At 74.3% G+C, this 21,887-nt stretch carries 20 protein-coding genes; 7 read left to right on the top strand and 13 right to left on the bottom strand.

Annotated features, from left to right (window positions below; genetic code table 11):
• Window positions 1-77 precede the first annotated feature (77 nt).
• On the top strand, window positions 78-704 hold the full coding sequence (locus ACWD3O_RS32610; protein WP_451414066.1) for a hypothetical protein: 627 nt from the start codon (window positions 78-80) through the stop codon (window positions 702-704).
• 124 nt (window positions 705-828) lie between these two features.
• Here the strand turns inward: ACWD3O_RS32610 and ACWD3O_RS32605 are convergent, their stop codons facing one another.
• Complete coding sequence (locus ACWD3O_RS32605; protein ID WP_451414107.1) at window positions 829-1,593, bottom strand: DUF4232 domain-containing protein; 765 nt, start codon at window positions 1,591-1,593, stop codon at window positions 829-831.
• Between the two features lie 234 nt (window positions 1,594-1,827).
• On the opposite strand from ACWD3O_RS32605, the gene ACWD3O_RS32600 reads away from it, so the two are divergent.
• Together ACWD3O_RS32600 and ACWD3O_RS32595 are read left to right on the top strand one after the other, a co-directional pair.
• Window positions 1,828-3,558 carry a helix-turn-helix domain-containing protein gene (locus ACWD3O_RS32600; RefSeq protein WP_451418367.1) on the top strand — a complete coding sequence of 577 codons (1,731 nt, stop codon included), beginning with the start codon at window positions 1,828-1,830 and terminating at the stop codon, window positions 3,556-3,558.
• Window positions 3,559-3,622: 64 nt separating this feature from the next.
• Window positions 3,623-5,194: a PE-PGRS family protein gene (locus tag ACWD3O_RS32595; RefSeq protein WP_451418366.1), complete on the top strand. Its 1,572-nt coding sequence runs from the start codon at window positions 3,623-3,625 to the stop codon at window positions 5,192-5,194.
• Between the two features lie 32 nt (window positions 5,195-5,226).
• Here the strand turns inward: ACWD3O_RS32595 and ACWD3O_RS32590 are convergent, their stop codons facing one another.
• The 6 genes from ACWD3O_RS32590 to ACWD3O_RS32565 form a co-directional block, all read right to left on the bottom strand.
• A complete protein-coding gene (locus tag ACWD3O_RS32590; protein WP_451418365.1) occupies window positions 5,227-5,793 on the bottom strand; it encodes an AAA family ATPase in 567 nt (188 codons plus the stop codon).
• Complete coding sequence (locus tag ACWD3O_RS32585) at window positions 5,790-6,167, bottom strand: VOC family protein (RefSeq protein ID WP_451418364.1); 378 nt, start codon at window positions 6,165-6,167, stop codon at window positions 5,790-5,792. Before ACWD3O_RS32585 ends, ACWD3O_RS32590 begins: the two co-directional genes overlap by 4 nt.
• Window positions 6,168-6,451: 284 nt before the next feature.
• Complete coding sequence (locus ACWD3O_RS32580) at window positions 6,452-8,140, bottom strand: uroporphyrinogen-III synthase (protein ID WP_451414111.1); 1,689 nt, start codon at window positions 8,138-8,140, stop codon at window positions 6,452-6,454.
• The gene (hemC, locus tag ACWD3O_RS32575) at window positions 8,137-9,096 is read right to left on the bottom strand and encodes a hydroxymethylbilane synthase (RefSeq protein ID WP_451414112.1); all 960 of its coding nucleotides are present in this window, start codon (window positions 9,094-9,096) and stop codon (window positions 8,137-8,139) included. The genes ACWD3O_RS32580 and hemC overlap by 4 nt, the downstream gene beginning before the upstream one ends.
• Complete coding sequence (locus ACWD3O_RS32570; RefSeq protein WP_451418363.1) at window positions 9,093-10,886, bottom strand: glutamyl-tRNA reductase; 1,794 nt, start codon at window positions 10,884-10,886, stop codon at window positions 9,093-9,095. The genes hemC and ACWD3O_RS32570 overlap by 4 nt, the downstream gene beginning before the upstream one ends.
• A complete protein-coding gene (locus tag ACWD3O_RS32565) occupies window positions 10,883-11,677 on the bottom strand; it encodes a redox-sensing transcriptional repressor Rex (protein WP_451414114.1) in 795 nt (264 codons plus the stop codon). Before ACWD3O_RS32565 ends, ACWD3O_RS32570 begins: the two co-directional genes overlap by 4 nt.
• Before the next feature lie 519 nt (window positions 11,678-12,196).
• Between ACWD3O_RS32565 and ACWD3O_RS32560 the strand changes: the two genes are divergently transcribed.
• The 4 genes from ACWD3O_RS32560 (at window position 12,197) to ACWD3O_RS32545 (ending at window position 16,016) form a co-directional block, all read left to right on the top strand.
• Entirely contained in the window at window positions 12,197-12,433 is a 237-nt protein-coding gene (locus ACWD3O_RS32560; RefSeq protein WP_356137316.1) for a glutaredoxin family protein, read from the top strand.
• A 93-nt stretch (window positions 12,434-12,526) separates the two neighbouring features.
• Window positions 12,527-13,441, top strand: coding sequence for an HAD family hydrolase (locus ACWD3O_RS32555; protein ID WP_451414116.1), 915 nt, complete (start codon window positions 12,527-12,529; stop codon window positions 13,439-13,441).
• 367 nt (window positions 13,442-13,808) lie between these two features.
• Entirely contained in the window at window positions 13,809-14,576 is a 768-nt protein-coding gene (locus tag ACWD3O_RS32550; RefSeq protein ID WP_451418362.1) for an ECF subfamily RNA polymerase sigma factor, BldN family, read from the top strand.
• Between the two features lie 210 nt (window positions 14,577-14,786).
• Window positions 14,787-16,016 (top strand): DUF5667 domain-containing protein, encoded by a 1,230-nt coding sequence (locus tag ACWD3O_RS32545; RefSeq protein ID WP_451418361.1) that lies wholly within the window; start codon window positions 14,787-14,789, stop codon window positions 16,014-16,016.
• A 96-nt stretch (window positions 16,017-16,112) separates the two neighbouring features.
• Here ACWD3O_RS32545 and ACWD3O_RS32540 read toward each other — a convergent pair whose 3' ends face one another.
• From ACWD3O_RS32540 to ACWD3O_RS32515, 6 genes are all read right to left on the bottom strand, one after another.
• Complete coding sequence (locus ACWD3O_RS32540) at window positions 16,113-17,216, bottom strand: 1-acyl-sn-glycerol-3-phosphate acyltransferase (RefSeq protein WP_451418360.1); 1,104 nt, start codon at window positions 17,214-17,216, stop codon at window positions 16,113-16,115.
• Window positions 17,217-17,235: 19 nt separating this feature from the next.
• Window positions 17,236-18,366 carry an NAD-dependent epimerase/dehydratase family protein gene (locus tag ACWD3O_RS32535; RefSeq protein ID WP_451418359.1) on the bottom strand — a complete coding sequence of 377 codons (1,131 nt, stop codon included), beginning with the start codon at window positions 18,364-18,366 and terminating at the stop codon, window positions 17,236-17,238.
• A gap of 227 nt (window positions 18,367-18,593) precedes the next feature.
• Entirely contained in the window at window positions 18,594-18,692 is a 99-nt protein-coding gene (locus ACWD3O_RS32530; RefSeq protein WP_003948845.1) for a 30S ribosomal protein bS22, read from the bottom strand.
• A 145-nt stretch (window positions 18,693-18,837) separates the two neighbouring features.
• Entirely contained in the window at window positions 18,838-19,050 is a 213-nt protein-coding gene (locus ACWD3O_RS32525; protein WP_159105670.1) for a helix-turn-helix domain-containing protein, read from the bottom strand.
• Window positions 19,051-19,940: 890 nt separating this feature from the next.
• Window positions 19,941-21,113, bottom strand: coding sequence for an acetoin utilization protein AcuC (locus ACWD3O_RS32520; protein WP_451418358.1), 1,173 nt, complete (start codon window positions 21,111-21,113; stop codon window positions 19,941-19,943).
• A gap of 18 nt (window positions 21,114-21,131) precedes the next feature.
• The gene (locus ACWD3O_RS32515; RefSeq protein ID WP_451414122.1) at window positions 21,132-21,776 is read right to left on the bottom strand and encodes an HAD family hydrolase; all 645 of its coding nucleotides are present in this window, start codon (window positions 21,774-21,776) and stop codon (window positions 21,132-21,134) included.
• Window positions 21,777-21,887 lie beyond the last annotated feature (111 nt).

Genomic DNA, 21,887 nt, shown 5'->3' with positions numbered 1-21,887 from the left:
AGCGGTGCGGGAACTGCGGGCGCCCGGACCCACGTCTCGGCCGGTGGACCCAGCGGCGACCCCGGGGAGTGCCGGAGATGGCCACGACTCACCGCCCGCACCAGGACGGTCCGCCGGAGATGACCTTCCGGCGCTGGACCGCCGTACTGATCCCGCCGTGCACCGCCGTCGCGGTCCACGGATGGGCCTTCTGGTTCTACTCGTCGAGCGGCCTCCCGCTGTCCGCGGGCATCGCCGTGGGCGGCGCCCTGATGCTCGCCGCCGCGATCGCCTACACGGTGCTGGTCAAGGGCGTCGGCTGCTTCTTCGGCGTTCTGCTGACCGCGCTCGCCCTGTTCGCCGCCGTCACCGCGGCCGAGCGCGGCACCCCGCGCGCGGTGGCCGTCGACTGCGCGGTGACGGAGGCGACCGGCGGCTCCCGGGAACCCGGCACCGACGGTCCCGCCGTCCCCGACCGTCACTTCCTCACCCTGAAGTGCCCCGGCGGCCATCCCGCGAAGATCACCACCGTCCAGGAGTACGGGGCGGGAGACCGGGTGCGGATCACCTACGACCCCGAACGCCGGGTCGCCCCGAAGGCGGAGGGCGAGCCGGCCCCGTGGTTCATCGGCGTCCTCGCCCTGGTGATGCTCGCCGTCGCCTCGCTGATCGCGCGGCACAACGGCGGACGGACCGAGGCCCCCGTCCCCCGGCGCCGCCGCTGAGGGGCGTACCTCTTCGTCCGCTACGAGAGGCGGGCCCCCGGCCTCGACGTACGGGACGTCCGAAGGCCGAGGGCCCAGCTCCTCGTCGGCCGGGCCGGCCGGGTCGACCCGGCCGGCCGCCGCGTCACCAGGCCAGCGCCTGGTCCATCTCCTGCTGCCAGTAGGTGACCGTGTGGGTGCTGTCGACGTACACGCCGCCCGAGGGGAGCGTGACGGTGGAGGCGCCGGACCCCGCGTCGCCGGAGCGGGCCGCCAGGGTGACCGTCACCTTGCGGGCGGTGCGGCCCCCCTCGCCCTCGCCGGTGGCCGCCGCGGTCATCACCCCGGCGTAGGCCGACTCCCCCGGCTCCAGCGTCACCACCGCCTGCGGCACGCTGGCGTCCAGCACCGGCACGGCCGCCTGCGCGTCGTCGAACCGCAGGAACGGCGCGTGGTAGGCGAAGCAGGGGACCTTGCCGGTGTTGGTGGCCGTGACCAGCAGGTGGTTGATCGGGCGGGAGACGGAGGTCACGACGATCTTGGTGTTGGCGGCGGTGCAGGTCACCGGGGACGCGTCGGAGCCCGAACCGGAGCCGGAGCCCGAGGCGCCCTTGTCGCCGCCCCCGGTGCCGCCCGAGCCGCCGGTGCCGCCGGTGCCGTTCGCGGATCCGGCGGTGTCCTTCCCGTCGCCGGAGGCGCCGTCGGTCGACTTGTCCGTGCCGGCCGGCTCGGTGCCCGAGCCGCTCTCCGTGGTCTCGGGGGCGGTGGCGGGGTGCGAGCCCTCCGAGGAGGGGGCGGAAGCGCCGGCGTCCGCGCCGCTCTCGCAGGCGGTCAGCGAGAAGGCGGCGAACGCGGCGGTGGCGACGGCGAGGACACGGACACGGGGGCGGCGGAAGGCGAGAACACGCATGGCGAAATACCTCTCAAGGCAGTGGAGTTCGGCAGGCCGCTCGACCTGTTGACCGGAGCGGCGTGCTTGGATGACCACAGCTTGTGGGCAGTTTCGTCCCACCGGCGCCGATGCCGGGGCGTACGGGACGCTGGAACGTTCCCGGCGCCCTGACCAGCCAGAACGCGGTCGCCTGGAACGCCCGGACGGGACGTCCCAGGCGACGGACGACCTCGGACGAAGGGGAGAGGGACCGTGACGGGGGAAGAGCGCACCGCAGAGTTCGCCGAACGGCTGCGGGAGCTGAAGGAGCGGTCGGGGCGCAGCTACGGCATGCTCGCCAAGCGGCTGCACATGAGCACGTCGACCCTGCACCGCTACTGCAACGGGGATGCGGTTCCGGCCGATTACGCGCCGGTCGAGCGCTTCGCCCGGGTGTGCGGGGCGTCGCCCGAGGAGCTGGTGAGCCTCCACCGCGCCTGGGTCCTCGCCGACGCCAACCGCCGCCGCGCCACAACCACCGCGGACGACACCCCGGCCGCCGCGAAGAGCGCCACGGGAGCCGCGGACACCGCCCCGGGTGCCCCGGGCACCGCCCCTGCCGCCGCGGACACCGCTCCGGGAGCCGCGGGCACCGCTCCGGCGGCAGCGGAGAGCGCTCCGGGAGCCGCGGGCACCGCTCCGGCCGCCGCGGAAAGCGCCCCGGCCGCCACAGACACCGCTCCGGGGGCCCCGGGCACCGCCCCGGGAGCCGCAGGCACCGCCCCGGGAACCGCGGGCACCGCTCCGGGAGCCGCAGGCACCGCCCCGGGAACCGCGGGCACCGCCCCGAGGGCCCCGGGCACCGCCCCGGGGGCTGCGGACACCGCTCCGGGAGCCGCGGGCACCGCTCCGGCCGCCGCGGTCAGCGCGACGCGGCCCGCACCCGCCGACCCCGCACCCGCCGAGCGGCCCGGCACCCCGGAGCACCGCCCCGTCGGCGTCCCGGCCGCCACCGGGACCGGTGCGGCGGACGACGGCGCGGCCGGGACCGGGGCGTCGCGGAACGACGTGGCCGACCACCCCGTAACCGTGCCCACGGCCCGCCCGCGCGCCCGCCGTCGTCTCCTCGTCGCCTCCGCGGTGACCGCCGTCGCGGCGGTGGTGCTGGCCGGCACCCTGATGACCCGCCAGGAGCCGGGCGGCGGCGACGCACCCGACCGCACCGCGGCGGCGGGCGCGCAGGCGTCCCCCACCGGCACCCGTTCCTCCGCCTCCCCGTCCGTCTCCGCCTCACCGGACGGCAGCAAGGACAAGGATAAGGACAAGGACAAGGACCGGGGCGGGAAGGGCGCCGGCTCCGCCTCCCCGTCCGCCGCCCGGGACAGGGCCGACGCCCCCGCGGCCACCGGCACACCCCTGACCGTCTCCACCCGGCCCCACGTCTGGGAGGGTCCCTGCAGCCAGCACTACCTGGTGAACCGCCCGCCCGCCGAGGTGCCCCCGCCGCCCGCCGAGCCGGACGCCGCCGGGTGGGTCGCCGCGCTGGGCGCGGTGCCCGCGGGCGACCAGATGGTCGCGCTGACCGTCCAGGCCTCCGGGAAGGAGACCGTGGTCCTCGACGCGCTCCACGTCCGGGTCCTGTCGTCCTCCGCCCCGCTCGCCTGGAACGACTTCGCCATGGGCGTCGGCTGCGGCGGCAACGTCTCCACCCGGTCGTTCGACGTCCGCCTCGACGACCCGCGCCCGACCGCCCGGCCCCAGAACGGCCAGGGCGCCTTCCCCTACAAGGTCACCGCCTCCGAGCCGCTGGTCGTGTACGTCACCGCGCACGCCTCCGCCCGCGACGTGCGCTGGGCGCTGGACCTGGAGTGGTCCAGCGGCGGCCGGTCCGGCACGGTCCGGGTGGACGACGGCGGCAACCCCTTCCGCACCAGCGGCAACAAGGGCCGCCCCCGGTACGACTACCCCCTGGGCGGGACCGCCTGGAACGTTCCCCTGGAGTGACCCGCCTGGGACGATGAGGCCCGCACAGCGCAGGTGACACGAGGGCACGGGGGACGTGGGCGGCGTGGGAAGCACGGGGGACATGGTCGGCGTGGACGACATGGGGGACGCGGGGAGCCCGGCGGCGACGGCGGAACGCGGCGACGCCGAGGACCCGGAGCGGGACGCCGTCTGGGACGCCCTGTTCGACGGCACCCGGGGCGAGCCGCCGCTGGACGCCTGGGCGGAGGCCTTCGCCTTCCACCCGGACGCCCCGCCCTCCCTGCTGCTCCGCGTCCTGGAGCCCCGCTCCACCCTCTTCTACCGCCGCTTCCCGCCGCGCGTCCTGGAAGCCGTACTCGTCCACCCGGACCCCAGGATGCGGCAGGCGGCCTTCGACATCCAGCCGCTCACCCGGGAGCAGCGGTCAGGGATGATCCTGGCCGAGACGGACGAGCGGACCCGGCGGCAGCTGGCCATGATCGCCGGGGAGTACCGTCACGAGCTCACCGAGGAGGCGTGCGAGCGGCTCGCCTCCGACCCGTCCGCCGGCATCCGGATGGAGGCCGTCCGCCTCGTCGGCCTCCCGGTCCGGCTCGCCCTCCAGCTCGCCGAGGACCCCGACCCCGGCGTCCGCGCGTTCGCCCGCCGGACGGCCTGGGACCACCTGGGACCCGCCGCCCGCCAGGCCGTCCTGGACGACCCCCGCCCCGGGATCCGGCGGGCCGCCCTTCTCCTCCACCACCGGGACCACCCGCTCACCACCGCGGTCCTCGAGACCGAGGGGCTGGACCGGGAGGCCGTCCGGAACTGCCTCCTCGCCGACGACCTGGTGGACCACGTGCTCCGCCACCCCGACGCCTCCCTGCGCGCCGCCCTGGCCGAGAACGTCCGCGTCGGCGCGGAGGACGCGTTCCGCCTGCGCGACGACCCGGACCCGGCGGTGCGCCGGTGCCTGTCCCTCCGCCCGGACCTCACCGAGGAGCAGCGCGCCGCGGTGGAGATCGACGTCGGCCCCGAAGGGCGGTACTTCCTCCCCCTGTGGGTCTTCGACCTGCACGACGATCCCGAGGCCATGCGCCGCCTCGCCCGTTCCGCCCACCCGCTGGTCCGCCGCGCGGTGGCACGGGCCCGCCGCCTCCCGGCGGACGTCGTCGAGCGCCTCGCCCGGGACGAGGACCGCGTGGTCCAGCTCTTCCTGGCCGAGTCCTGCGACGACGCCCCCGCCGAGATGCTGCTCCGCGTCGCCGAGTGGTGGTCGGGCAGCCTCAGCTTCCCCGGCCGTCCCGGCAACCACCCCAACTTCCCCCGGGAGGGGCTGCTGCGGTTCGCCGACGACCCGAACCCGAACCTCCGCCGGCTGGCCCTGGACGACCCCGCCGCCACCCCGGACGTGGCCGAACGACTCCTCGACGACCCGGACCCGGACGTGCGGTACCGGGCGGCCACCGATCCCCGGCTGCCGGCCGCCACCGCGGTGCGGCTCCTCACGCACCCGGACGGCCGGGTACGGCACGCCGCCCGGCACCACCCGGGGCTGCCGGCCGACGTCCTGGTCGGCCTGCTGCTGGATCCGGACACCGCCGGGTGCGCCACCGACCACCCCGCGGTCCCTGAGCGGGTCCTGCGCCGGATGCTGGACCTCGCCGTCGGCTGAGGCCATGCGGCGGCCCACGTCCTCAGGTGTCCTCAGGTGTCCTCAGGTGGTCTCCCGACCGCCGCCCGGTCCGCGCCGGCGAGGATCGCGTCCACCGTCTCGTCCGGGCCCTGCGCCGACGTGTCGAGCCACAGCCCAAGCCGCGGCGTGCCCTCCCGCAGCAGCCGGTCGAAGTCCTCCACCGTCCAGCCGCCGCCGTACCCGCTCTTGGCCCGTCCGGCCTCCCGCTCCCGCACCGCGGCCGCCGACGGAGCCAGCACCACCACGTACAGCGGCCGGGTACGCACCCGCGCGACGAAGCGCGGCAGGTCGTCGCCGAGCAGGATGTCCTGCACCACGGCGGTGAACCCGGCCTCCGCGTACTCGTCCGCCACCGTCGCGGCGAGCCGTTGCCGCAGGTCGAGCTGGGCGAGCGCCTCGGCCGAGCCCTCCGGTGACATCTCCGCGCGGCCGGAGACCACCATCCGGCGGAAGAGGTCGCCCCGCACGTGCGCCGCGCGCGGCAGCCTCGAGGCCAGCCGCTCGGCCACGGTGGACTTCCCGGCGGCCATCACCCCCGTGATCAGCAGGACCGCGCCGCCCGGCAGGCCTCCGGTCACTCACGCACCAGGCAGAACGGGTGGCCCACCGGGTCCGCGTACACCCGGAAGGACCGCCCCGCCTCCCCCGCGTCGAGCAGCCGGGCGCCCAGCCTCAGCACCTCCGCCTCGGCGGCGTCGAGGTCGGGGACGCCCAGGTCGAGGTGGAACTGCTGGGGGCGCGACGGGTCGGGCCAGGCGGGCGCCTGGAGGTCGGGGGCCTGCTGGAAGGCGATGACGCCGCCGCCCGGGGTGTGGAGCGTGGCCCAGGTCTCGTCCGTGGACCAGCGCGGGTCCTCCCCGTCCACCTCCCCGCCCAGCACCCGCTGGTAGAACGCCGCGAGCTCACGCGGCCGCGGACAGTCGATGACGACGCACTGCAGGGTGGCGATCATGCGTCCGAGCCTAGGGATCGAACCGTGGCGAACGCGAGCGAAATGCCGAGGGCGGCCAGGACCGTGCCGGGGACCGGTCGCCGCGAGCACGGTGTCGACGGCGGCGGCCGACCGCCCGGCCACGGGAAAACGCCAGGTGGGCGCGGGAATGCCCGCGCGGGACGGGGGCAACCGGATGATCGTGCCGTCCCCCGCCCCACCCGTCCGCCGTCCGCGCCGGCCACGCGTGCCCCCGCACCCGGGTCCCGGGTACGGGGGCATGCGTGGCCGACGCGGACGGCGCCTCAGCTGGTGGTCGCCCGGCGGCGGCGGGCGCCGGGGCGGCGCTCGGAGGGCCGGGTGACCGGGTCGCCGGCCGCCAGCGCGGCCTCGCGCCGCTTGGTGCCGAAGTCCGCGAGCGCGGCCGCCAGCTTGGTGACCGACGGCTCGGGGGCCATCACGTCCACTCTCAGACCGTGCTCCTCGGCCGTCTTGGCGGTCGCCGGGCCGATGCAGGCGATCACCGTGACGTTGTGCGGCTTGCCGGCGATGCCGACCAGGTTCCGCACCGTCGAGGACGAGGTGAACAGCACCGCGTCGAAGCCACCGCCCTTGATCGCCTCACGGGTCTCCGCCGGCGGCGGCGAGGCGCGCACGGTGCGGTACGCCGTGACGTCGTCGACCTCCCAGCCCAGCTCGATCAGCCCGGCGACCAGGGTCTCCGTGGCGATGTCGGCGCGCGGCAGGAAGACGCGGTCGATCGGGTCGAAGACCGGGTCGTACGGCGGCCAGTCCTCCAGCAGACCCGCGGCCGACTGCTCGCCGCTGGGCACCAGGTCCGGCTTCACGCCGAAGGCGATCAGCGCCTTGGCGGTCTGCTCGCCGACGGCCGCGACCTTGATGCCCGCGAAGGCGCGCGCGTCCAGGCCGTACTCCTCGAACTTCTCCCGGACCGCCTTGACGGCGTTGACCGAGGTGAAGGCGATCCACTCGTAGCGGCCGGTCACCAGGCCCTTGACCGCGCGCTCCATCTGCTGCGGGGTGCGCGGCGGCTCCACGGCGATGGTCGGCACCTCGTGCGGCACCGCGCCGTAGGAACGGAGCTGGTCGGAGAGCGAGACGGCCTGCTCCTTGGTCCGCGGCACGAGGACCTTCCAGCCGAACAGCGGCTTGGACTCGAACCAGGAGAGCTGGTCGCGCCGGTCACCCGCGGCGGCGCGCTCACCGACCACGGCTATGACGGCCCGGCCGCCGTCCGCGGACGGCAGGACCTTGCCCTGCTTGAAGACCTGCGCGATGGTGCCCAGCGTCGCCGTCCAGCTGCGCTGGCGGGTCGTGGTGCCGGCCACCGTCACGGTGAGCGGGGTGTCCGGCTTCCGGCCGGCCGAGACCAGCTCGGCGGCGGTCGCCGCGACGCCGTCCAGCGTGGTGGAGACGACCACGGTGCCGTCGGAGGCCCCGAGCTCGGTCCAGCAGCGGGCGCTGGCGCTGCGGGCGTCGACGAAGCGCACGTCGGTGCCCTCGTCGTCGCGCAGCGGCACACCGGCGTACGCGGGGACGCCGACGGCGGAGGCGATGCCGGGCACCACCTCGAACGTCACGCCCTCCGTGGCGCAGGCGAGCATCTCGCGGGCCGCGTCGGAGTCCAGACCGGGGTCGCCCGTGACGGCACGGACCACCCGCCTGCCGGACCGTACGGCCGCCATGACAAGATGAACGGCATCGCGTTCCGCCGGAACCGCAACGGTTGTTGACGTGCCGTCAACCACCGTGAGCTGCGGCGCGTCCGCGTCCGTCCCGGTGCTCTCCAGGACGGCGCCCGGCCTGGCGTGTGCACGCACCACGTCGAGCACGTCGGGCTCGCCGACGAGGACGTCCGCGTTCGCCAGGGCCTCCACTGCGCGCAGTGTCAGCAGGCCCGGATCGCCGGGCCCGGCACCCAGGAAGGTGACGTGCCCGTGGTCGTGACCGGCGGGAAGGGTGGTGGGGCTCACTGTGCTCGCTCCCCCATCAGACCGGCCGCACCCCGGGCAAGCATCTCCTCCGCGAGTTCGCGGCCGAGCGCCATCGCCTGCTCGTGCGTCTGGGGTACGGGACCGGTGGTGGACATCTGCACCACGCGGGAGCCGTCGGTCGTGCCGACGACGCCCCGCAGGCGCATTTCCTTGACAATCTGCCCGTCCCCCAGAAGGCCGGCCAGGGCACCCACGGGTGCGCTGCAGCCGGCCTCCAGGGCGGCGAGCAGTGATCGCTCGGCGGTCACGGCGGCCCGCGTGTGCGGGTCGTCGAGCTGCGAGAGTGCGGCGACCAGCGCGGTGTCGTCCGCGGCACACTCCACGGCCAGGGCTCCCTGGCCGGGGGCGGGCAGCACGGTGTCGACCGGCAGGAAGTCGGTGACCTCGTCCGCGCGGCCGATCCGGTTCAGTCCGGCGGCGGCGAGCACGACGGCGTCGAGCTCCCCGCTCTCCACGAACCCGATCCGGGTGTCGACGTTGCCGCGGATCGGCACCGTCTCCAGCTCCAGGCCGTGGGCCCGCGCGTACGCGTTGAGCTGGGACATCCGGCGCGGCGACCCGGTGCCCACGCGGGCACCGCGCGGCAGGTCGGCCAGCTTGACGCCACCGGCCGCGACCAGCACGTCGCGCGGGTCCTCGCGCACGGGTATCGCGGCCAGCGTCAGGCCCTCGGCCGGCTGGGTCGGCAGGTCCTTCAACGAGTGGACCGCGAAGTCCACCTCGCCGCGCAGCAGCGCCTCGCGCAGGGCGGCGACGAACACGCCGGTGCCACCGATCTGCGTCAGGTGCTCACGCGAGACGTCGCCGTGGGTGGTGATCTCGACGAGCTCGACGGGCCGGCCGGTGACCCGGCTCACCGCCTCCGCCACGTGCCCGGACTGGGCCATGGCGAGCTTGCTCCGCCGGGTGCCGAGCCTCAAAGCCTTCTCTGTCATGCTCGCCCTCGGTTCTTGGCGTTGGCGTCGATCAGGGTGCTGCCGACCGGGGTGTCGTGGCCGGCGTCGGTCGCGGTGCGGCCGGCTGCCTTGTCGGCCCGGGAGACGGACGCCACCGTCTCCGGGTCGAGGTCGAACAGGGTGCGCAGGGCGTCGGCGTAACCGGCGCCACCCGGCTCCGCGGCGAGCTGCTTGACCCGCACGGTCGGCGCGTGGAGCAGCTTGTCCACCACCCGCCGGACGGTCTGGGTGATCTCCTGGCGCTGCTTGGCGTCGAGATCCGGCAGCCGGCCCTCGAGCCGGGCGATCTCGCTCGCCACCACCTCGGCGGCCATGGAGCGCAGCGCCACCACGGTCGGCGTGATGGTCGCGGCCCGCTGCGCGGCGCCGAACGCGGCGACCTCGTCGGCGACGATCCGCCGCACCTGGTCCACGTCGGCCGCCATCGGCGCGTCCGCGGAGGCGTCGGCCAGCGACTCGATGTCCACCAGGCGCACACCGGCGAGCCGGTGCACGGCGGAGTCCACGTCACGGGGCATCGCCAGGTCCAGCAGGGACAGCACGGGCTCGGGCCGGACGGTCTCCACGGCCTCCGGACGGCGCCGCTCGGGGATCCGGCCCACGGCGGCCGCGGTCGCGGCCAGCGCGGTGACCAGCTCCGGGTCGGGCTCCGGACGCGCCTCCTGCCCGGCGCGCGCGGCCTCCAGGCGCTCCGCGTCGCCGCGGTCCACCCAGGCGCCGTGCTGCTCCAGCGTGGCGGCGTCCATCCCGGCCACCGCGGCCTCGCCGGAGGCCGGGAAGTCCGCGGCGGGCGCGCCCTGCGGCAGCCCGGTGAGGTCGGCGACGTCGACCGGGCAGACCTCGGCGGCCTTCGCCGCGCCGGTGCGCGCGCGGGAGTCCGTCCGGGGAGCCGTGCCCTCGGCGACGCCGGTCGGACCGGCCGGGCCGACCCGGCCCTCGACGGCGGCGGCCACCGTCGCGGCGGTGAGCACCAGCCCGGTCGCGCCGGTGCAGGACACGGCGATGTCGGCGCGAGCCAGCTCATCGGCGACGGCGTCCATCGTCACCGCGCGGGCGCGCACGGAGGACTCCCCGCTCTCGGTGAGGATCTGCGCGAGCCGCTCGGCGCGCTCCACGGTGCGGTTGGCGACCACGACCTCGGCGACCCCGCCGCGCGCCAGCGTGGCGGCGGCCAGCGAGGACATCGACCCGGCGCCGATGACCAGCGCCCGCCTGCCCTCCAGCCAGGACGGCGCCCCGGCGCCGCCCGCGAGCTGCTCCAGGCCGAAGGTGACCAGGGACTGCCCGGCACGGTCGATGCCGGTCTCCGAGTGGGCGCGCTTGCCGACCCGCAGCGCCTGCTGGAACAGGTCGTTCAGCAGCCGCCCGGCGGTGTGCAGTTCCTGAGCCTGGGCCAGGGAGTCCTTGATCTGGGCGAGGATCTGGCCCTCGCCGACCACCATCGAGTCCAGCCCGCAGGCCACCGAGTACAGGTGGTGGACCGCGCGGTCCTCGTAGTGCACATAAAGATAAGGAGTGAGCTCCTCCAGCCCCACCCCGCTGTGCCGGGCCAGGAGCGTGGACAGCTCGGCGACACCGGCGTGGAACTTGTCCACGTCGGCGTAGAGCTCGATGCGGTTGCAGGTGGCCAGCACCGCGGCCTCGGCGGCCGGCTCGGCGGCCACCGTGTCCCGCAGCAGCTTGGCCTTCGCCTCGGCGCCCAGCGCGGCGCGCTCCAGCGCGCTGACCGGCGCGCTGCGATGGCTCAGCCCGACGACGAGCAGACTCATGCCGGCATCACGGCGGGGGCTTCCCCGTCGGTGCCCTTCGGGTCGGCCGCGTCCATCGCCGCGGCCGCGGCGGCGGCGCTCCTGGAGGCGGGCGGCGCCGGCATCGCGCCGGCGTCGCCGGACGCGTCCTCGCCGGCCTTCCGCTGCTCGTGGAAGGCCAGGATCTGCAGCTCGATGGAGAGGTCCACCTTGCGCACGTCGACGCCGTCCGGGACGGTCAGCATGGTCGGCGCGAAGTTCAGGATGGAGGTCACCCCGGCCCCGACCAGACGGTCGCAGACCTGCTGGGCGGCCCCCGCGGGGGTGGCGATCACGCCGATGGAGACGCCGTTGTCGCGGACGATGTCCTCGAGCGCGTCGGCGTGCTGCACGGGAATGCCGGCGACCGGCCTGCCCGTCATCGCCGGGTCGGCGTCGATCAGCGCCGCGACCCGGAAGCCGCGGGAGGCGAAACCGCCGTAGTTGGCGAGCGCCGCGCCGAGGTTGCCGATGCCGACGATGACCACGGGCCAGTCCTGGGTCAGGCCCAGCTCGCGGGAGATCTGGTAGACGAGGTACTCGACGTCGTAGCCGACGCCGCGCGTTCCGTAGGAGCCCAGGTACGAGAAGTCCTTGCGCAGCTTCGCGGAGTTGACCCCGGCCGCGGCCGCGAGCTCCTCGGAGGAGACCGTCGGCACGGAGCGCTCCGACAGAGCGGTCAGCGCACGGAGGTACAGCGGAAGCCGGGCGACAGTGGCCTCGGGAATCCCTCGGCCACGGGTCGCCGGTCGGTGAGTTCGGCCAGTTGCCACGATGCTCCTGCGGGTAGAGCGGGGCTGGGGGCGGCCACACGTCCCCGGACCGCCTCGTCGGATGCAGGCTATGTCTTTGTGAACGTGTGCACAAAGATGGTGTCCGTTTTGCCCCACCGACGTGACCGGGGTCACGCGATGTTCGCGCACGTGCGTGGAACCGCCGGCAAGACGCCCGGGTCCCTCACTCGACGGGGACAAAGCAGCACACGCTCCTCTTCAGATGCACGCCCCCGCAAGCAAATTCGTGGTAAATCCTAAGCGACCGAAGGGAGTCCACCGCACGGTTACGGAGCGCGAAACCCCAGGTCAGCGGGTTCTTCCCGTCCCGGGTGAGAGCTATCTCTCCTCCCTCGGGCCCCTCCCGCCTCCTCCGCGGCGCCCTCTTCGTGAAGACGATCACGACCTCGTCACGATCCGCTCGGCCGTCGCGCCTGCGCGTCACCGCCCCGGGGGACCCACCGGGGGCCGCACCGGGGGGCCGCACCGGGCGCTCCGCGGAGGCGCGAGAATGGCGGCATGAGTGGTCTGGTGACTTTGATCGGCAAGCCCGGGTGCCACCTCTGCGAGGACGCGGAGAAGGTCGTGGCCAAGGTCTGCGACGAGCTGGGCGTGCCCTGGGAGCAGAAGGACATCACCCAGGACGAGGAACTCCACCGGGCCTACTGGGAGCAGATCCCGGTGGTCCTGATCGACGGGCGCCAGCACACCTTCTGGCGGGTCGACGAGTCCCGCCTGCGCGCCGCCCTCACCTGATCCCCGGCCCGCGGGGGCGGCGTAAAGGCGGTGTTCACAGCACGACAACCTCACCGCCCCGAACCCGTCCCACGATGTGGATATGCTCACCGCATGGCCGCTCTTGGATGGCTCCTCCCTAGGAAGCGCTTCGCCACGGCGCGCAGCGTCCTGGCCGGCGAGGCCGCGGCGGAGGCCGCCCGCAAGTCCTCCCGCGCGCTGGAACAGCAGGACCGGTTCCCGGTCCTCGGCGACACCCGCGCCGCCGCCTTCTTCGACCTGGACAACACCGTGATGCAGGGCGCCGCCCTGTTCCACTTCGGCCGCGGCCTCTACAAGAGGAAGTTCTTCGACACCCGCGAGCTGCTCCGGTTCGCCTGGCAGCAGGCCTACTTCCGGCTGGCCGGCATCGAGGACCCGGCCCACATGCAGGAGGCCAGCGACGCCGCCCTGTCCATCGTGAAGGGCCACCGCGTCGAGGAACTCCGCGACATCGGCGAGGACATCTACGACGAGTACGTGGCCGGCCGCATCTGGAGCGGGACCCGCTCGCTGGCCCAGGCCCACCTGGACGCCGGCCAGAAGGTGTGGCTGGTGACCGCGGCCCCGGTGGAGATCGCCCAGACCATCGCCCGCCGCCTCGGCCTGACCGGCGCCCTCGGCACCGTCGCCGAGTCGGTCGACGGCGTCTACACCGGCCGCCTGGTCGGCGAGCCGCTGCACGGCCCCGCCAAGGCCGAGGCGGTCCGCGCCCTCGCCGCCGCCGAGGGCCTGGACCTCGACCGCTGCGCCGCCTACAGCGACTCGTACAACGACATCCCCATGCTCTCGCTGGTCGGCAACCCCTACGCGATCAATCCCGACACCCGGCTGCGCAAATACGCACGCGAACGCGAATGGCGACTGCGCGACTACCGCACCGGCCGCAAGGCGGCCATGGTCGGCATCCCGGCCGCCGCCGGAGTCGGCGCCGTGGCCGGCGGCACCGCCGCCGCGATAGCGCTGCACCGCCGCCGACGCCTGGTCTGACCGGCGCTTTTCCTTTCCCTCCCGGACACCCCGCGCCCGACGGCGCCCGGCCCCGACGGACCGGCCCCCCGTCGGGCGCCTTCGCGCGCACCCCGGCGGGCCCCTGACGCTCCGCTCACATCGGCCGGACCCGGACAGCACGCGCTCAAATCATGGCCGAATGCGATCGCCAAACGGTCGCTCTGTGACACCGGATCCGACCCCAACCGGGTACGGAAGCAACGTAATCGGTGATTTGAGCAACTCGGCGTAGCAGCGCCTGTACGAAGCGTTATTCTCCTCAGACGCAATCCGGTACCCCTCCGTCGCTACGACGGGTGAACGGTCCCGCACTGCACGTGATGGAAGCTCTGCCTCTGGGAGTCCCGTGTACCCACACGTCGGGGTTGACGCCTCGGGCCTGGCTGCGCTCCGCTCAGCGGCCCTGGAGCTGTTGCGCGGCTTCGTCCCCACCGCGTACGCCGTTCCCGCCCTCGCCGCCCCCGCCGGCCCGTGCTACGCCCTCGCCGAGGGCGCCTCCACGGTCGTCCGGAGGGGCCGCGCGGGCGCCACCGCCGCGCCCGCCCGCCGCCCGGCGGCGGACAGCGACAGCGCCCGCATGATGGACCTGGTCGAACGCGCCCAGGGAGGCGAGGCCGAGGCCTTCGGGCGGCTCTACGACCAGTACAGCGACACCGTCTACCGCTACATCTACTACCGCGTGAACAGCCGCGCGACCGCGGAGGACCTGACCAGCGAGACCTTCCTGCGCGCCCTGCGCCGCATCGGCACCTTCACCTGGCAGGGCAGGGACTTCGGCGCATGGCTGGTCACCATCGCGCGCAACCTGGTCGCCGACCACTTCAAGTCCAGCCGTTTCCGTCTCGAGGTGACCACCGGCGAGATGCTCGACGCCAACGAGGTCGAACGCTCGCCCGAGGACTCCGTCCTGGAACATCTCTCCAACGCCGCCCTGCTCGACGCCGTCCGAAGGCTCAACCCCCAGCAGCAGGAATGCGTCACGCTCCGGTTCCTCCAGGGCCTCTCGGTCGCCGAGACGGCCCGGGTGATGGGCAAGAACGAGGGGGCCATCAAGACCCTCCAGTACCGCGCCGTCCGCACCCTGGCCCGGCTGCTGCCCGACGACGCCCGCTGACCGGGGGACGCCGCCCGGGCGCGGTCACCGGCCGGGCACGCTCCGCCATCGTCAACTCACCAAGAGTGAAAGGCGGTTGATTCCTCATTCCATCCGCCCTATGTCCGTAACCGAAGCACCCAGCCGCTCGTTGTCCGGGATACAGGCTCCCTGCGGACTCCCCGAGGTCCCGCCGGGAGTCGTCCGTCATGACGAGAGGAGGTGCCGCCAGTGATCGCGAACGTATCGGCGCACCGGCGGGCGAACGCCTTCGCCCAGGCCCTGGAGGAGCTGTCCGACCGGGGCACGGCGGCCGAGCAGCCACAGGGATCGGCACCGACCCCGGCTGCCGCGGAGGAGACCGGGCAGGCGGCCATGCTGGCCGTGGCCGCGGGTCTCGGCGAACTGCCCAAGCCGGAACTCGATCCGGAGGTGAAGGTCGTCCAGCGCGCCCAGTTGGTGGCGGCGATGGAGGCCATGGTTCAGGAGGGGACCCTGGGCGGCGACGTGTCCGCGCAGGTCTCCGACCAGCGGTCGACCCGGGCGCGCGGCGCCCACCGGGCGAGCCCGCTGGGAAAGCTCCGGCCGCGCTCGCGCCTGACCAAGGGCCTGGCCGCCGGCGGACTCGGTGTCGGCGTGGCGGCGAGTGCCTTCGGCGGTGTTGCCGCGGCCAGCTCCGACGCCCTTCCCGGTGACTCGCTCTACGGCCTCAAGCGCGGCATCGAGGACTTCCGTCTCGGCCTCGCCGACGGCGGCGCCGAGCGCGGCGAGATGCTGCTCGACCAGGCGTCGCGGCGGCTCGCGGAGACGCGGCGGCTGATGGAGCGGGGCCGCGGCGGCCATCTGGACCACGAGTCCCTGACCGAGATCCGCCGCACGCTGTCCGGGATGCAGGAGGACGCCTCCGAGGGGCACCGCCTGCTCCACGACGCGTACCAGCGCGATCCGGACTCCCTGTCCCCCATCCAGACCCTCTCGGCGTTCTCCGAGCGGCACGGCCGGACGTGGAGCGAGCTCCGCGACCGGCTCCCCGTCCAGCTGGGTGACGTGAGCGAGGAGGTCTCCTCGGTCTTCGACGCCATGGAGCAGGACGTGGCGCCGCTGCGTCCGCTGCTGCCGAAGGCGCCGTCGGCCGGCGGGGAGGACGCCAGGCCCGGCGGGGCCGGCACCCGGTCCCCCGGTTCCTCGCCCTCCGGCGAGGCCGGCGAGTCCGGCAAGGAGGAGCGGGGCACGGGCTCCACGGGTCCCGGTGGTTCGGGCAGGCCCGACGCGTCCCCGTCCGCGGAGCCGGACGGTCTCCTGGGCGGCGGCACCGGCGGCCTGTTCGATCCTCCGGCCCAGGAGGACCAGGACAGCGCCCCGCCGGAGGACAAGGACGAGGACGACCGCCGGGTCGTCCTGCCGCCGCTGCTTCCGGATCTGCTCCCGGGCCTCGGCCTGGGCGGGGACTCCGAGGAGTGAGCCCGACGCGAGGGGCGGCCCGTCCGCCGCCCCTCGCGTCGGCGTGCGCGCGGGGCGGTCTGCGGCCGTTACCCGGGCACGGGGACTCGGAAGAAGTCAGAAGAAGATCGACCGTCGCTGCACCAGCAGCTTGTAGAGGGTGTGCTGGATCTCCTCCCGCACCTGGTCGGTGAGGTTGAACATCAGCATCGGGTCGTCCGCCGCCTCCGGCGCGTACCCGTCGGTGGGGATCGGTTCCCCGAACTGGATGGTCCACTTGGTGGGCAGCGGGAGCGCGCCCAGCGGCCCCAGCCAGGGGAAGGTGGGCGTGATCGGGAAGTAGGGCAGCCCGAGCAGCCGGGCCACGGTCCGGGCGTTGCCGATCATCGGGTAGATCTCCTCCGCGCCGACCACGGAGCACGGCACGATCGGCGCCCCCGCGCGCAGCGCCGTGGAGACGAACCCGCCGCGGCCGAACCGCTGCAGCTTGTACCGCTCGCCGAACGGCTTCCCGATGCCCTTGAAGCCCTCCGGCATCACCCCGACCAGTTCGCCGCGGCCGAGGAGTTCCGCCGCGTCCTCGGCGCAGGCCAGCGTGTGCCCCAGCTTGCGGGCGATCTCGTTCACCACGGGCAGGGTGAAGACCAGGTCGGCGGCGAGCAGCCGCAGGTGACGCCCCGCCGGGTGCCGGTCGTGCACGGCCACCTGCAGCATCAGGCCGTCCAGCGGGAGGGTCCCGGAGTGGTTGGCGACGATCAGCGCGCCGCCCTCGGCGGGGATGTTCTCGATGCCCTTCACCTCGATGCGGAAGTACTTCTCGTACAGCGGGCGGAGCATCGCCATCAGCACCTCGTCGGTGAGTTCGGCGTCGTAGCCGAAGTCGTCGACCTCGTACTCGCCGGTGACCCGGCGGCGCAGGAACGCCAGCCCCTTGGCCAGCCGCCGCGCCGGCCCGCCCGGAGCGGTCTCCCCGGGCGTCTCCGCGCGGGAGGGCTGCCCGGGTGCCTCCGCGCGGGAGGGCTGCCCGGCGGCGGCCTCGTCGCCGCTCCCGGTGTCCTGGTCCCTCGGGGCGTCCTCGGCGCGGGCCTCCTCGTCGTGCGGGGTGCCGTGGCCCTGGGCGGGCAGCGGGACGGCGCCGCCCGGGCCGGACCGGGTGCCGCGCGGCGCGGAACGCCGCCTGGCGCGGTCGTCGTCGAACGGGATGACCTTCGCGTCCGCCATGGTGACTGTGCTCCTCCGTCTACCGCGTGGCCTGCGGGCCGCTGCCGGCCTCGGTGCTGGTGTGCGCCGCCCCGGCGGCGTTGCGCGGGGCCTCCTCCCGCGCGGCGTTCCCGCCGGCGGCGTCCGGCGTCACGGCCTCGGCGAGCCGGTCGACGGCCGCCGCGAGCAGCGCGGGCGGCAGCAGCCCGGGACCGGCCGCCTCGGCGAAGTCCGCGAACGTCTCCGCCGTGCCGTACCGGGGGGTGAAGCCGAGGACCTCGCGCATCTGGCCGGTGTCGACGACCCGCCCGTGGGTGAGCAGCCGGATCTGCTCGGGGGAGAAGTCGGAGAGCCCCAGCGTCCGCATCAGCGACCCGGTGAGGGTGACCGCGGGCAGCAGCACCGGAGCCGTGGGCCGCCCCATCCGCCGCGCGCACTGCGAGAGCGTCAGCACGCCGTCCCCGGCGATGTTGAAGGTGCCGCTGTTGAGCGTCCCCCGCGCCGGCTCCCGGGAGGCCAGCAGCAGGACGTCGGTGACGTCGTCCTCGTGGACGAACTGCAGCCGCGGGTCGTACCCGAGCACCGTCGGCAGCACCGGCAGCCGGAAGTAGGAGGCGAGCGGGGTGTCCGCGCCGGGGCCGAGGATGTTGGCGAACCGCAGCACGCACACCGCCACGTCCGGCCGCCGCCGGGCGAACCCGCGGACGTAGCCCTCCACCTCGACGGCGTCCTTGGCGAAGCCGCCGCTGGGCAGCGCCTTCGGCGCCGTCGTCTCGGTGAACACCGCCGGGTCCCGGGGCGCCGACCCGTACACCGTGGTGCTGGACTTCACCACCAGCCGCCGCAGCGTCGGCGACTTCTGGCAGGCGCCCAGCAGCTGCATGGTGCCGATGACGTTGGTCTCCTTCACGGAGGACCGGCCGCCGCCGGCCAGCGCGGTACCGGTGACGTCGAGGTGGACCACCGTGTTCACGGAATGCTCGGCCAGCACCCGGCCGATCACCGGCTGCCGGATGTCCGCCCGCACGAACACCGCCTCGCCCAGGTCGTGCTCCGGCAGGACGGCGTCCACCGCCACCACCCGCTCCACGTCCGGGTCCTCGAGCAACCGGCGCACGTAGAGGCACCCCAGGCGCCGGGCCGCCCCGGTCACCAGCACGATCCTGCCCAAGATCAGCGCCTTCCCCTCGTCCGCCGGACTCCCTTACGGCGGTACGCGACAACTTAGCCGCTCCACGGCGCGCGGGCAGGGCCCTCATGCCCCCGACGCCCACCGGCCACGCCACGTGCACGCCACCTCCGCGACGGCACCGGAACACCGCCACAACGACCGCGGCCCCCCACCGAACCGGTGGGGGGCCGCAGAGGCACGCTTCGCGCGGCGTGTGCCGCGTCGCGCTACTTCTTGTTGCGACGCTGGACGCGCGTGCGCTTGAGCAGCTTGCGGTGCTTCTTCTTCGCCATCCGCTTGCGCCGCTTCTTGATAACAGAGCCCACGACTTACCCTCGCTCACTTCTCATCACTCGGTGTTGGGCGCCATGGGCCCATACGACCTTCGAGGGGAAAGCCTACCTTCCCCCGGCCGCAAGGTCGTAATCGAGGGGGTCCCGGGTTGGTCCCGGGACCGTCGCGGGCGGCCCGTCAGGCCGTCTCCACCCCCACATAGCTCTCGCGAAGGTACTCGTGAACCGCTTGCTCCGGAACCCGGAACGACCGTCCGACCCGGATGGCGGGCAGATGACCGCTGTGCACCAGCCGGTACACGGTCATCTTGGACACGCGCATCACCGAGGCGACCTCCGCCACGGTAAGGAACTGAACCTCGTTCAGAGGCCTTTCGCTGCCAGCTGCCATGACACACCTGAACCCTTCGCACTCGACGGCCACCGGCTTCCCCTTCCGGTGACTCTTCGTCGCTGCGTGCTCACTCCCCAGGCTAGGGGCGGATGATGCGAGTGGGGAAGAGGAGCAGCCATCACCGGCCTACCGTGACAGACACCCGCGATTGAGCACGCAACGGATAAGCGGGGGACGCCGCCCGGGCCCCACACGCACCCCAACCGGAACGCCGGCCGCGTCCCGCGCCCCCCGCGCCACCGACGCCCACCGGCACCTCGTCCACCCCGGCCGGCGCGTCGGCCCGCACGCCCGCTGACCTGCCCGTCGGCCACGGAACCGCGCGTTCACCACGCCCGCCGGAACCGCCCCGGCACCCCTTGGCGCCCGCCGCGGAGCCCCGGCCGCCACCGGCCCCGCGGACGACGGCACGCCGGTGGTGCGCCCCCGGCCGCGGAATCGGCGGGGGCGGCGGAGCGGTGCGGTCCAGGGGCTGCCGGGGTTGCTGATGCGTAGGCGGAACCGGGTCGTTTTGTCGACACGGTGGCCCAGCATCGGGCGCAGGTCACCACCGCCGCCCGTCGAGCCGCCCCCACCGCCCGGGCGGACCGCACCTCGCCCCGCCCTCGCCGCAGACCCCCCGGAACCCGCTGCTCCCGCCTCCCGCGCCGGGATTCCGCATCCCCGCCCGCGATCACCCTCGATCACATACTGCCCGCCCCCGGGCCCCAACAAGACCGAAACGGATCAACCCCCGTACAGGGAGGGGGCACGAGGACCTGCGGCGAGAGGGGGCACCGGTTCCCCGGCACGGACGGCGGCAGCAAGCCCGCGGAAGGCGAGGGCGAGCAAGCCCGCGGAGGCGAGGGCGAGCCCGCCGTGCGGCCCCGCCGGGGGCCGGCCATCGCCTACGGCATCAGCCCCCGCAAGGGGTACACCGCCTTACGCGTCGCCAGAATCGCCTGATCCAGCCGATCCGCCGGGTCGTACCCGTCCCCCCACTCCCGGAACGTCACCGGCCACCGCCCATCCGTCATCCGCCGCGGCCCCGCCTGCCGCGTCGACGCGTACACCTCCTGGCGCCACCCCTCCGGCACCGCCGTCTCCGGCGCCACCGGCTTCCCCGCCGCGACCGCCACCAGATGCGCCCACGACCGCGGCACGACGTCGACCACCTCGTACCCGCCCCCGCCGAGCGCGATCCACCGCCCCTCCGCGTGCGCGTGCGCCAGCCCGTGGCACGCCGCCTGCACCGCGTGCTGCGCGTCCAGCGACACCGCGAGATGCGCCAGCGGGTCCTCGAAGTGCGTGTCCGCCCCGTGCTGCGAGACCAGCACCTGCGGCCGGAACTCCTCCAGCAACTCCGGCACCACCGAGTGGAAGGCCCGCAGCCACCCCGCGTCCCCCGTGCCGGCCGGCAGCGCCACGTTCACCGCCGTGCCCTCCGCGCCGGGACCGCCGGTCTCCTCGGGCCACCCGGTCTGCGGGAACAGCGTGCGCGGATGCTCGTGCAGGGAGACGGTCAGGACCCGGGGGTCCTCCCAGAACGCCGCCTGCACCCCGTCCCCGTGGTGCACGTCGACGTCCACGTAGGCGACCCGCTCCGCACCGAGCTCCAGGAGCCGTGCGATGGCCAGCGCCGCGTCGTTGTACACACAGAACCCGGACGCCGCCCCCGGCATCGCGTGGTGCAGCCCGCCGGCGAAGTTCACCGCGTGCAGCGCGTCCCCCCGCCACACCGCCTCGGCCGCCCCCACCGACAGCCCCGCGATCAGGGCGGACACCTCGTGCATCCCCGCGAAGGCCGGGTCGTCCTCCGTACCCAGCCCGTACCGGGGATCCGCCACCGCCGGGTCGGCCGAGGCCGCCTTCACCGCGTCGATGTAGTCCTGCCGGTGCACCAGCCGCAACGTGGAGTCCCCGGCCGCCCTGCCACCGGCCACGGTGACCTCACGGTCCAGCTCCAGCGCGGCCACCAGGCGGCGCGTCAGCGTCAACCGCACCGGATCCATCGGATGACCTCGCCCGAAGTCGTATCCGGTGACTGCCTCGTCCCACATCATCTGCGCGCGGCCGCTCATGCCCGCCACCGTAGCCGGTCACGCAAGCAGCGCCGCCAACTCCCCCATCGTGGAGAACAGCGCCTTCGCCCCCGCCAGCTTCGCGGCCGGCGTCATCGCCGTGAACCCGTAGACGTCCATTCCCGCGGCGAGCCCCGCCTGGACACCGAGCGGACTGTCCTCGACCACCGCACACCGCTCCGGAGGCACGCCCATGGACCGCGCGGCGTGCAGGAACAGGTCCGGCGCCGGCTTGCCCCGCCCGACGTCCTGGGCACTGAAGATCCGCGCGTCGTCGAACCAGCGGTCCAGCCCGGTCTTCCGGTGCCCGACCCGGATCCGCTCGTGACTCCCCGACGAGGCCACACAGAACGGGACCCCGTCCTCGGTCAGCCGCCGCAATACCTCCGCGACGCCGGGCACCGGCTGCAAATCGCGTTCGAAGGCCTCGAAGACACGGGCATGGAACACGTCGTCGAAGTCGCCCGGCAGCCGCTGTCCCGTCCGCTCGAGGATCAGGTCGTGGATGCGGTGCATCGCCGAGCCCATGTAGTCGCGGATCGAGTCCTCGTAGGAGGTCTCGTGCCCGAGCTCGGTCAGGTAGCCGGCCAGGAGCCGGTTGGAGATCGGCTCGCTGTCGACGAGCACACCGTCGTTGTCGAAGAGGACGAGGTCGTAGCGCATACCCCGACAATAAACTCCCCGGAAATGCAGAAAGCCCCCGCACCAAAGGTGCGGGGGCTTTCCCAATATTTGTTCGGCGGCGTCCTACTCTCCCACAGGGTCCCCCCTGCA

The sequence above is a fragment of the Streptomyces sp. NPDC002640 genome (assembly GCF_053592575.1).
Note: the sequence above shows the minus strand (reverse complement) of the source record. Positions and strands in the feature narration are given on the sequence as shown.